Genomic DNA, 11559 nt, shown 5'->3' with positions numbered 1-11559 from the left:
TTCAGGAGTGGGACCGGGTGACCGAGAACCAGAACGGCCGGCCAGGACACTGGATCCCGCCCGGCAAGCCCACCGACGTCCCACCGGGCGTGCAACCGGAGTCCGAAGGCAAGCTCCTCTGCCTGGAATGCGGCCTGTGGTTCAAGCAGCTCGGCCAGCATGTCGTGGCGAAACACGACATGTCAGCCGATGACTACCGGCGCGTCCATGAGCTGCCGCGCGGCTTCGGCCTGCACTCCACCCCGGTCAAGGCGGTCCGCAGGCAGGCGCAGCGCGCCAAGTGGGACACCGACCCGGAGTTCCGGGCCCAGCTGCGCCCCAAACGCTCCCGGGAAGAGCTGGCCGAGCTGTCGAAGGCGGCCGGGCGGGACTCTTTGAGCCGCGCGGGCGTACGGGCCGCGCGGCGCACCGGCGGAACCGTGGTCAAGTACGGCCATCTGGGGACCGCGGCGCGCAAGGCCAAGCTCGCGGCCGAGATCGCCGAGCGGTGCCGGGCAGCGGGGTACGTCAGCATCGAGCGGCTCTTCACCCGCCACCCGGAGCTGACCAACCAGGAGATCGCCTCCATGCTGGGCATCTCGAAGGGCCGGGTCTACAAGCTGCGACGGCGGCTGGGATTCGAGGCGCCCGGCCGCTGGGCCAAGGACTATGTCGTGAAAAATCCGGCGCTGCTCCCGGCGATCCCGGCCGACGAGCTCGCGGCCGTGCCGCACGGCACGCAGCCCACCCGCAACGGTCACCTGCTGTGCCTGGAGTGCGGGCGCTGGTTCAAGACCCTGGTCCAGCACGTGTCGGTGATGCACGGCGTCAAGATGGCCGACTACCTGGCACGGCACGGAATCGACCCGCATGAGACACGGGCCCGTGAGCTCGGGTACGCCTCGCTCACCGACCTGCTCACCGCCACCGCCGACTGGAACGGCACCGACCTGGCCGAACTGCTGGGCGTCACCCAGCGCAAGACCCGTGAGCTGCGCCACCGGCACGGCTTCACCCCACCGAGGGGGGCGCGGCCGGTCGGCTTCGTGCCCCGGACGCCGCGCCCCCATCCACCGCTGTCGGCGGCCGAGCTGGCCGCGGTGCCGTACGGCCGGCAACCCGAACGAGACGGCCAGCTCGTGTGCCTGGAGTGCGGTACGTGGACCCGCGGCCTGGCCGCGCACGCCGTGGCCAAGCACCAGATCGGCGCGGCGGACTACCGTGCCCGCCACGGCCTGCCCCCCGACCTGAAACTCCACCGACGCCCGACCTCGACTCCGTAACCGCCCAGCGCTCAGCCGCGCCGCGAGCCGTCCTAACGGAACGCCACGCCGCGATCAGCCACCCTGCGAGCCGTCCTGCCGGTACGCCCGCTGGAGCGCCGCCAGCCGAGCCGCCCGCGCCCGCCTGCTCAACTCCGTGTCCGGGATCAGCCCGTCAGACCCATGGAAGGCACCCGGGTAGAGGTGGAACTCCGTCGAAACCCCGGCCTGGACCAACCGCTGCACATAGTCGATGCACTCGTCCCTGAACACCTCCAGCTCGCCCACGTCCACGAACGTCGGCGGCAGCCCCGACAGGTCCGTGGCCCGTGCCGGCGCGGCATAGGGAGAGACATCCTCGGTCCCCGCCTTGTCACCGAGCAGGGCCTTCCATCCGAACAGGTTCGCGGCCCGGTTCCAGACCACCGCCTCCGCGAACTCGTGGCTGGACGGCGTGATGTTGCGGTCGTCGAGCATCGGGCAGACCAGCAGCTGGAACGAGATGTCAGGGCCGCCCCGGTCGCGGGCCAGCAACACGGTGGCCCCGGCGAGCCCGCCACCCGCGCTCGCCCCGCCCACAGCCAGCCGGGCCGGGTCGATGCCGAGGTCGCCGGTGTTCTTGGCGGTCCACACCAGTCCGGCGTAGCAGTCCTCGACCGGCGCCGGGTGCGGGTGGTCGGGCGCGAGCCGGTAGTCCACGGAGACGATCACGACGCCGAGCTGCTCGGCGAACCCGATCATCATGAGGTCGTCCATGTCCGGCGTGCCGACGATCATGCCGCCGCCGTGGATCCAGTACAGGCCGGGCCGGCCGGTGTCCGTCCCCGGCTTCCGGTAGATCCGCAGCCGTATGTCGGGCGCGCCTTCGGGCCCCGGCACGTACCGGTCCTCGATGACGACCTCGGTGTCCGGTCTGGGGGCGGCCGCGAGCATGGCGTTGATCTGCGCCCGGTGCCCGCTGAGATCGAGCGCCGGGTCGCTGAGATCCGTCGACGGCATGACCAACTGGTCGAGCGCCGCCCTCAGCTCCGGGTCGAGATTGGGATGAAGTGCCATGTAGCTTCCCTCCACGAGATCTCACCGTACGTCTCGATGATGGAAGGGCGGCGACAGGGGGACAACCGCCAAGCGGCGGCGTTTCCCCCTCCTCTGCCCGCCAACCGGTCGGCTCAGCAGCTCCACGACCCGTTCGGCCGGCGGAGCCGCGCTGGCCGGGTTCTGCCCGGCGGCCAGGCGGCCGTCCACGACCACCCGCTCCTCGAAGCGCCATCAGCCGCAGATAGCCTTACCCTCTCCCATCCATCAGAATGCTGATATGTCCCTCTCGCTCGACCTGCTCAGAACCTTCCTCACGGTCCACAGGACCGGCTCCATCACGGCCGCCGCGCAGACCCTCGGGCTGTCGCAGCCTGCGGTGACCGCGCAGATCAAGGCGCTGGAGACGGCGCTGGACCGGCCGCTGTTCGACCGGCTGCCGCGCGGCGTCGCGCCCACGGCCGCCGCCGACGAGCTGGCCCGCCGGGTGGCCGCCTCGCTGGACGCGCTGGACGCGGTCGTGGACAGCGAGCTGCCGTCCAGCGGGGCGGTCCATCTGGGAGGCCCTGCCGAGTTCCTCTCGGAGGTGGTGATCCCGCTACTCGCGCCGCTGGTGCGCGACGGGTTGCGGCTGCGCACCACGTTCGGGCTGTCCGACGGCCTGCTCGCCGATCTGGCGGCCGGGCGGCTCGATCTGGTGGTGTCCACGATCCGGCCGCGCGTCCGGGGCGTCCAGGCGGAGCCCGCGTACGACGAGGAGTTCCTGCTGGTGGCCAGTCCCGAACTGGCCGCGCAGGAGGATTGCGGGACCAGGCCGCTGATCGCCTACGCCGAGGACCTGCCCATCGTGCGCCGCTACTGGCGGACGGTCTTCGGCAAGCGGCCGTCGATGGCCGCGCAGGTGGTGATCCCAGACCTGCGGGGCGTACTGAACGCGGTGCGGGCCGGGATGGGCGTCTCCGTCCTGCCCGCGTACCTGTGCCGGGCCGACCTGGCGGCGGGCCGGCTGGTCACGCTCGCGGAGCCGGAGTTGGCGCCGATCAACACCGGCTACCTCGCGGTCCGCTCGGGCGGGCTGGCCAGAGCCGCCGTCGCCAGGGTGCACGCGCATCTGCTGGCGGCACTCAAATCAGCCCCGGCTTACTGACACGAGGCCTCATAGCCAGCGGTAGTTGAAAGGCGTACGGTCAACGTATGGCTGAAAACCCCGAAACGGTGCATTGGCGTGGTGTGCACCACCTCGCCCTGGTCACTGCGGACATGGACGCCACTGTGCGCTTCTGGCACGGCGTGCTCGACGCCCGCCTCGTCACCACGCTGGCGATCCCCGCCTTCAAGCACTACTTCTTCGAGGTGGCGCCGGGTAACACCGTCGCCTTCTTCGAATACACCGGGCAGGAGCTCGACAGCTTCGCCAAGCCCGCCGGCGTCCCCTACGCCAAGGCCGCCCAGTTCGACCACCTGTCGCTGCACCTGCCCGATGAGGACGCCCTGGTCAGGCTGCGTGACCGGCTCAAGGCGCACGCCTGCGAGGTCACCGACGTGATCGACCACGGCTTCCTGCGGTCGATCTACTTCAGCGACCCCAACGGCATCGCGCTGGAAGCCTCCTGGTGGACGATCGACCCCACCGGCCGGCCGGTCGACTACGCGGACGAGCGCCTGTTCGCCGACCCTGACCCGGTGCCGGCCGTACGGGAGCTGCGCGAGAACGGGCGGCTGGACCACACGGTCAGCACCCGACTGGTGGACGGGATCATCGAAGACCTCCGCCGGGAGGGAATCACGCTGGAGCCTTGACCTTGGCGGAGAGACCCGGCCGACCGCGATTGCCTTGGGGGTCTCGCCCTGGGCGAAAAGCACGCGCGTGATCAGCGTCTGGTGGCCCGCCCCCACACCCAGCTCAGCCAGTCCCAGCCGAGCAGGCCGCACACGATGATCACGGCGCCGACGCCGACGAATAGGCCGAAGGCGGACAGCTCTGCAGGTCCATTCGAAGCTCCAAAGAGGGGTTGTGAGAAAGGGGTCTCCGCCACCGTCCCTCCAGATCCGGACGGAGACCCCGCAACCCCGGCGAGACCGTCGCAGTGACGTAGGGCGGGCTCGCAGGGGGCATGAAGACCCGGCTCTTGCCGTCGAGCAAGGGCCGGGCGGTCTATGGGACCCGCTCGGGCAGCAGGTTCGATACGTGCACGATCAGAGCCCTGGCAAGCGTGAATTCCAGCGTGCAGAGATCGGTCAGTGGAACGTCCTGGAGAGTCGGCCAGCCGGAGGCGGAGAAGACGGTTCCCTTCACGCCCCACGGTTCATAGTCGGGCGAGGTGTAGACGTGGGCTTCGCACTGGAGATACGGGCACGTGATCCGCGCCTTCGGGATGCACCGCAGGCACGTCGGCGGCTTGCTGAGCCGACCGGACGCGGCGGGTACCTCCTCGTGGAACACCCAGGACAGACGCCCGGTGCCCGGATTTATCGCAGGACCCTCGCACACCTGGCAGAGCCGGTACAGCATGCACTCCCGCTGCCGGAGCGTGTGCATCTCCTCGTAGTTGACCTTCCCGCGCCGATCGCACTTCTGCCGAGCCCACAGCACGCCCATAACCCAGTCACTCGCCGCCGGGTCGGCGTATGACAGCCGACGCCCGCTCAGCGCCCAGACGTCGTGGATGACGGCAAGGTTGAGCGCGACGGTTTCGACCTCGTAGGCGACGACGTACGGTGGGGCGGGTATGGCCGTAGGCTGTGCCATAAGTCGGACCTCCAGCGTCCGTCTAGGGCCCGTCCCGGCGTTCGCGCGCCGATGGTCGGGCCCGACTCATGTCAAGCCGATGACGGCATGACCTTGCCCTCACTATAGGACCTCTTAAGACCTCTTGGGAGGTAGTCATTCGTTCGGGCAGGTCACAGCTCCAATAACGTCTGATCATGGCGTTGGAAGACCGAAGCGACCGAATCCGTCACCACGGGCCGAAACTCGTCTGGCAGCAGGTCGCCGATGACATCGAGGCCGACATCACGTCTGGCCATCTCGCTCCAGGCGCCAAACTGCCGAATGAGCGGGAGATGGCGGAGGCTCAGTACCGCGTCGCGCGGGTTACGGTCCGTCGCGCTGTGAAGGAACTGGCGGAGCGCGGCCTGCTGGTGGTCGTCCATGGTCGGGGCACGTTCGTCGCCGAGGAGCTCAACCGGCAGGCCGAGCAGGACGACGAGTAGAGGGCGGCCGGTGCGGGTGACGCCGCACCGGCGTTATGCCTTCAGCCCAGGTAGGCGGCCCGCACCACGGGGTCGTCGCGTACTTGCTCCGGGGTGCCGGTGGCGATGACCCGGCCGAGGTCCAGGACGACGAGCCGGTCACAGGTGTCCATGACGAAGCCCATGTCGTGCTCGACCAGCAGCACCGTGGTGTCCAGGGCGGCGACGACCGCGCGCAGCCGTACCGTCTGGTCCGCGTCCAGTCCCGAGGTGGGCTCGTCGAGCAGCAGCAGGCGCGGCCGGTCGGCGATGGCGCGGGCCAGCTCGACCAGCCTGCGCTGGCCGACGGGCAGCGCGGCGGCGTAGGCGTCGCGCAGCGCGGCCAGCCCGCACAGCTCCAGCACCTCGGCCACGCGCGCCCGCCGCTCGCGTTCGAGCCGCCGCCGCGCGGGCAGGCCGGTCAGGTCGGCCATCAGGCCGCCCCCGCCGCCGTGCCAGTCGAGCGCCGCCAGCACGTTGTCGGCCACGGTGAGCCGCCCGAAGACCTGCGTCCGCTGGAAGGTACGGCGAACGCCCGCGCGAGCCCTCCTGACCGGCGGCACCGCGGTGACGTCATCGCCCGCCACGCGCACCCGGCCGCCGCTCGGCCGGCGCAGCCCCGACACCACGTCGAACAGCGTCGTCTTGCCCGCCCCGTTCGGCCCGATCACCCCGCAGACCTGCCCCTCGGGCACCTCGAACGTCACCGCGTCCAGCGCCGTGACCCCGCCGAACGCCACCGACACGTCCCGCACGGCCAGCATCACGTCGGTGCGCTCGGCTTCCCGCGCGACGGACATCACGTCACCCCCAAGTAAGCGGACATCACGCCACTCCCAGGTAAACGGACATCACGTCACCCCCAGGTAGGCGGCGGTCAGGCGGTCGCCGTCCACCTCGGCGCGCGGCCCGGCCCACAAGACGTGGCCGAGCCGCATGAAAGCGACCCGGTCGGCGATCGCCAGCGCCTCGGTGGCCTTCTCCTCGACCAGCAGCAGCGCCACCCCGCGCTCACGCAGCTCGGCGAACACCTCGAACACCTGCCGTACGACCAGCGGCGCCAGGCCCAGTGACGGCTCGTCGGCGATCAGCACCCTGGGCGGCCGAGCCAGCGCGGGGGCGAGGGTGAGCAACTGCTGCTCGCCGCCGGACAGCGCGCCGGCGAGCACCGTACGACGGGCCGCGAGCTGGGGCATCCGCTCGTAGACGGCGTCGGGCTCGGCCAGCCAGGTACGCAGGTTCTCCTCCACGGTGAGTCCGGGGAACACCCCTCGTCCCTCGGGAGCCAGCAGCACGCCCGCCCGGGCCCGGCGGTGGGCCGGCCAGGCGGTGACGTCGACGCCGTCGAGCAGCACCCGTCCGGCGGACACCGGCCGATCGCCGGCCGCCACGGCGCAGGTGGTCGACTTGCCCGCGCCGTTGGCGCCCAGCAGCGCCACCACCTCACCGGGCCGCACGTCGAGATCCACGCCCCGCAGGACCGTGCAGTCGGCGTACCCCGCCACCACCCCGTCGAGCCGGAACAGCGCCTCCGGGACGGGCGCGGCGGACGCGTTCGGGGCGCCGGACGCGGCGGACACGGCGGACGCGCTCGGGGCGACGGTCGCGGCGGACGCACGTGGAGAGACCGGCGCGGCAGACACGCGCGGAGAGACGGACACGGGTAGTGCGGTGGCGGATGTGGCCCGCGCCTGACGCCGCCGGTGACGGGACTCGGCGAGCTGGGCCAGCACCCCGTCCGGATGCTTGGCCAGGATCATCCCCCCGGCCCCGAACAGAATGGCCCCCACCTGCGCCGACACCCCCCACGTGGCCAGCAGCTCGGGCACCGCCACGGCCACCAGCCCGCCCAGCACGGCCCCGCCGATCCGCCGTACCCCCTGCAGCACCACCACGGCCAGCCAGACGAACCCGGAGAAGGCCGGCAGGTCGGTGGCGGTGATAGACCCCTTGGACACGGCGAACAGCACGCCGCCCAGCCCCGCGATGGCCGAGGCCAGCGCGAACAGCACGATCTTGGCCCGCGGCCCCGACAGCCCCGAGGTGGTCGCCGCGGCCGGAGCCGAGCGGACCGCCAGGATCGCCCGCCCGGACGCCGATCGTTCGAGGTTGCGCACCAGCAGCCCGACCAGCCCGATCAGCGCGAGCAGCAGCACCACCCGCACGCGTGGATCCGAGGTGTCGGCGAACCCGAAGCCGAGCGCCGGCAGTGCCCAGCCGATCGTCCCGTTGCTGAAGGCGTCCACCTGGAACAGCACCTGGTCGGCCAGCAGGGCCAGCGCCAGCGTGGCCAGCGTGAGGACCCGCCCGCCGAGCCGGAGCGCGGGCAGCGCCACCAGCATGCCCACCGCGCCGGCCGCCAGTACCCCGACCACGATCGCCGCGAACAGCGGCCACCCGGCCGAGAACGCCCACCCGCAGGTCAGTGCCGCCATGGAGGCGAAGGCGGCCTGGGCCAGGTTCACCATGCCGCCGATCCCGGTCACCACCACGAACGAGCAGAAGATCAGCGCCAGCACGAGGCCCTGGGCGGCCAGGCCCACGTAGTACTCGGAACCGGCGAAGGTGAAGCCGAGCAGCGCCACCAGGCCGGCCACCCACGGCAGCCGCCGTCGCCACAGCGGCACGCCCGCCAGGTGGTCGGGCGGCGGCGCGTCCTCGGCCGCGCTCCCGGCCACCCGTTCGCGCGACCTGTTCAGCAGCACCAGCCCGGCGAACAGCAGGATGACCGGCACCGCCGTCCGCAGCCCGGTGATCTCCTGGAGGAAGTCGGTGTATCCGGCGACCAGGTTCTGCACCACGCCGAGCGCCAGCCCGGCGGCGAACGTCCACGGGATGGACCGCAGCCGCCCGAACACCGCGGCCGTCGCCGAGGCGAACAGCAGCACGGTGTAGGCGGTGGCGTCCAGCCCGAGCACCGGTACGGCCAGCACCCCGGCGAGTCCCGCCAGCCCCGACCCGAGCATCCAGGCCAGGGCCGAGGTGCCGTCCACGTCGATGCCGCGCAGCGTGGCCAGCCGCCGCCGGTCGACGGAGGCGCGCATGCGCAGCCCGTACGGCGTGTGCCGCATGAACGCCCACAGCCCGAGAGCCGCCACCGCCGAGAAGCAGAACGTGATGAGCTGGTCGGTGTCGAGTCGCGCGCCGAGCACCTCGAAGCCGAGCGCCGGATGCGGCCCGAGTCCGCGCGGCAGCGTCGTGCCGTCGACGCTCGGCAGCCCGAGCAGGTCCACGACGAGCAGGCCGAGCGCGGGCAACGCGATCGTCAGGCCGATCGTGCCGACGATCTGCGCGGTCTCCCCCGCCTGGGCCAGCCCCCTGAACATGGCCAGGTGCAGCAGGTAGCCCAGCGCAGGCGCGAACACCCCGGCGGCCAGCAGTCCGGCGAGCCAGGCGGGCAGCCCCGCGGCCAGGTTGAGCTGGTAGAACACCAGCGCGGTCAGGAATCCGACGGCGCCGTGGGCGAAGTTGAACACCCCGGTCGCCGCGTACGACAGCGTCAGGCCGGACCCCATGACGGCGAAGATCGCCCCGGTGACCAGGCCGCTGAGCAGGTAGCCAAGGATCATTTGAGCGGCACGTTGTCGAAGCACTTCATGCTCTTGGCCACCTGGAAGGCGCCGCCCTCCAGCTTGACCAGGGCGCCACAGCCGTTGGGCTCGTTGTGGTCCTTCGGGTACTGGACCCGGCCGAAGCCGGCGTTCTCGTAGGTGTACGAGCCGTTGCCGATGGCCAAGAACTTCTCCCTGGTCAGGTCCTTGCCGGTCTTCTTCAGCATGTCGAGGAAGATGTCGGCCGCCCAGTAGCCGATGGCCATGTGCTGGGTCAGCGTGGCGCCGGGCGACACCTTCTCGACGTCGGCCTTGAACGCGGCGATCTCCGGCGCGGTCGACTCGAACGGCTCGAACATCGGCGCGGCCACCACGCCCTCCAGCGCCTGCGCGCTGGCCGGGTCCTTCAGGATGGCCGGGTCGTAGCTGGTGGCGTCGGTCAGCACGCCCTTGTAGCCGGCCCGTTTCAGCGCCGAGTAGAGGCCCACGTTGAACTTGGTGCCCGCGATGATCGACACCAGGACGTCGGGCGCCTTGCCGCCGTTGGACGTCATGATCTTGTCGACGTACGGCAGCCAGTCGGGCGGCGGCGCCGCGGCGGGCAGCCCGGAGTTGAGCCCGACCAGCTTGAACCCCGCCGCCTGGAACGACTGCGAGATCGTGGTGCCGCCGTACTTGCTGCCGCTGGAGTCGGTGGTCTGCACGTACACGGTCTTGCCGCTCGCACCGCCGAGCAGGTCGGCCATCTGGCTGCCCCACCAGGTCTGCGAGCCCGCGCCCTTCTTGGGCGCCAGGCAGCCGCTGTAGCCGAACCCGGTCTTCGTGCCGCACCACTGCGGCCCGGTCGCCCAGCCGAACCACGGCACGCCCTGCTGCTCCAGGAAGGCGGCCCCGCCGAAGTTGGGCGCGTGCACCGGCACCAGCGCGAACACCTGGTCCTTCTGCACGAGCTTCTTGGCCGCGGCGTCGCCCTTGGCCGCGTCCTGCCCGTCGTCCTCCGCGCCGACGAACTCGATCTTCCGCCCGTTGACGCCGCCTTCGGCGTTGGCCCGTTCGAACCTGGCCTTCGCCCCGATCTCGGCGTCCTTGGTGGAGTAACCGCTGGCGCTGGTCTTGGTGAGCACCCCGCCGACCTTCACGCTCGTGTCGGTCACGCCCGCCGTGCCACCGCCGGCGCTCTTCTGCTGGGCCGCGCACCCTGCCAGCAGCGTTACCGCCAGCATCACCGCCGCGGCCCGCCGTTGATGTCGTCGCACCATCGTTCTCACCTTTGTACGGCAAGGCGCGCAGCCGCTTTGGCCTAGCGCTCGCTTGGTTTTTGGTCAGCGTAAATTTGCCCGCGAGGGGTGTCAACGGTGCCGAGCAATCGCTTGCTCACAATCAACCGCCCGGCTAGCGTGAGGCACATGCTGATGCGCGCGGCCGTACTGACCGATTTCCACCAGCCCATGGAGATCCACGAGGTGGAGATCGCCGACCCCGGCCCCGGAGAGGTACGCGTACAGATCAAGGCGTCCGGCGTCTGCGGCTCCGACCTCAAGGCCATCGACGGCAAGAGCCCGGTCGTCCACAAGCTGCCGTTCGTCCTCGGTCACGAGAGCGCCGGCGTCGTCGAGAGCGTCGGCACCGGCGTAACGGCCGTCAAGCCGGGCGACCACGTGATCATCTCCATGAGCGGGCCCTGCGGCAAGTGCCGCAACTGCGGCGCCGGCCGCTTCCCCCTGTGCTCCGGCCCGGCCAGGATGACCGCGATCATGGGTGGCGAGCCGCGGATCACCCTCGACGGCCAGGAGACCCGGCGGTTCATCGGCATCGGCTCGTTCGCCGAGTACGCCGTGGTCCGCGAAGCCACCTGCGTGAAGATCCCCAAGGACGCGCCCTTCGACGCCATGTGCCTGCTGGCCTGCGGCGTGGTCACGGGCGTCGGCGCCGTCATGAACGTCGCCCAGGTCGCGCCCGGCTCCAGCGTCCTCGTGGTGGGCTGCGGCGGCGTCGGGCTCAACGTCATCCAGGGCGCGGTGCTGGCCGGCGCGACCACGATCGTCGCCGCCGACGTGGCCGACCAGAAGCTCAAGCTGGCCGAGCGGTTCGGCGCCACCCACACCCTGGTGCCCGGCGACCTCCCGGCCCAGGTCGGCGAGCTGGTCAGAGGTGGCGTCGACTACGCCTTCGACGTCACCGGAGTCCCCGGCGTGCTGGCGAGCGCGTTCGCGGCGACCGCGCCGGGCGGCACCACGGTCATGGTCGGCAGCCCGCCCGCCGGTCAGCCCGTCGAGATCGACCCGGCTCTGCTGTTCTCCTCGCGCCGCCTGATGGGCACCCAGGGCGGCGACGCCGCCCCGCACCGGGACCTGCCGATGCTGGCCGGTCAGTTCCTGCGCGGCCGGCTCGACCTCAACGGGCTGATCACCGAGCGGGTGGCGTTGGAGCAGATCAACGAGGCCGTCGAGCAGGTACGGCGGGGCGCGGTGGCCAGAACGGTGGTCGTCTTCTAACCTCGC

Annotated in this window: 10 protein-coding genes; 5 read left to right on the top strand and 5 right to left on the bottom strand. The window is 71.2% G+C overall.

The window, feature by feature from the left end; translation table 11 throughout:
• Positions 1 to 17 precede the first annotated feature (17 nt).
• Positions 18 to 1262 carry a MucR family transcriptional regulator gene (locus AB0C30_RS21560; protein ID WP_357946538.1) on the top strand — a complete coding sequence of 415 codons (1245 nt, stop codon included), beginning with the start codon at positions 18 to 20 and terminating at the stop codon, positions 1260 to 1262.
• A gap of 54 nt (positions 1263 to 1316) precedes the next feature.
• On the opposite strand, the gene AB0C30_RS21555 is transcribed toward AB0C30_RS21560, so the two are convergent.
• Complete coding sequence (locus AB0C30_RS21555; RefSeq protein WP_357946535.1) at positions 1317 to 2297, bottom strand: alpha/beta hydrolase; 981 nt, start codon at positions 2295 to 2297, stop codon at positions 1317 to 1319.
• 259 nt (positions 2298 to 2556) lie between these two features.
• Between AB0C30_RS21555 and AB0C30_RS21550 the strand changes: the two genes are divergently transcribed.
• Positions 2557 to 3423 (top strand): LysR family transcriptional regulator, encoded by an 867-nt coding sequence (locus tag AB0C30_RS21550; protein WP_357946533.1) that lies wholly within the window; start codon positions 2557 to 2559, stop codon positions 3421 to 3423.
• Between the two features lie 47 nt (positions 3424 to 3470).
• Positions 3471 to 4076 carry a VOC family protein gene (locus tag AB0C30_RS21545; protein WP_357946531.1) on the top strand — a complete coding sequence of 202 codons (606 nt, stop codon included), beginning with the start codon at positions 3471 to 3473 and terminating at the stop codon, positions 4074 to 4076.
• Positions 4077 to 4431: 355 nt separating this feature from the next.
• Here the strand turns inward: AB0C30_RS21545 and AB0C30_RS21540 are convergent, their stop codons facing one another.
• Entirely contained in the window at positions 4432 to 5025 is a 594-nt protein-coding gene (locus AB0C30_RS21540; RefSeq protein ID WP_357946528.1) for a hypothetical protein, read from the bottom strand.
• Between the two features lie 176 nt (positions 5026 to 5201).
• Between AB0C30_RS21540 and AB0C30_RS21535 the strand changes: the two genes are divergently transcribed.
• Positions 5202 to 5489 (top strand): GntR family transcriptional regulator, encoded by a 288-nt coding sequence (locus tag AB0C30_RS21535; protein WP_357946525.1) that lies wholly within the window; start codon positions 5202 to 5204, stop codon positions 5487 to 5489.
• Positions 5490 to 5530: 41 nt separating this feature from the next.
• On the opposite strand, the gene AB0C30_RS21530 is transcribed toward AB0C30_RS21535, so the two are convergent.
• The 3 genes from AB0C30_RS21530 to AB0C30_RS21520 are packed head-to-tail and all read right to left on the bottom strand — an operon-like array spanning position 5531 to position 10317.
• On the bottom strand, positions 5531 to 6307 hold the full coding sequence (locus AB0C30_RS21530; RefSeq protein ID WP_357946522.1) for an ATP-binding cassette domain-containing protein: 777 nt from the start codon (positions 6305 to 6307) through the stop codon (positions 5531 to 5533).
• Between the two features lie 51 nt (positions 6308 to 6358).
• Entirely contained in the window at positions 6359 to 9076 is a 2718-nt protein-coding gene (locus AB0C30_RS21525; protein WP_357946519.1) for an ATP-binding cassette domain-containing protein, read from the bottom strand.
• Positions 9073 to 10317, bottom strand: a complete 1245-nt coding sequence (locus AB0C30_RS21520; protein WP_357946517.1) for an ABC transporter substrate-binding protein — start codon at positions 10315 to 10317, stop codon at positions 9073 to 9075. Before AB0C30_RS21520 ends, AB0C30_RS21525 begins: the two co-directional genes overlap by 4 nt.
• Before the next feature lie 147 nt (positions 10318 to 10464).
• Here AB0C30_RS21520 and AB0C30_RS21515 point away from each other — a divergent pair, with 147 nt between their 5' ends.
• Entirely contained in the window at positions 10465 to 11553 is a 1089-nt protein-coding gene (locus AB0C30_RS21515; RefSeq protein WP_357946513.1) for an alcohol dehydrogenase catalytic domain-containing protein, read from the top strand.
• Positions 11554 to 11559 lie beyond the last annotated feature (6 nt).

This window comes from Nonomuraea sp. NPDC048901, assembly GCF_040649695.1.
In the GTDB taxonomy this organism is placed as follows: Bacteria; Actinomycetota; Actinomycetes; order Streptosporangiales; family Streptosporangiaceae; genus Nonomuraea.
The sequence above is the reverse complement of the archived record's forward strand: the minus strand, read 5'-3'. Positions and strand labels throughout refer to the sequence as shown.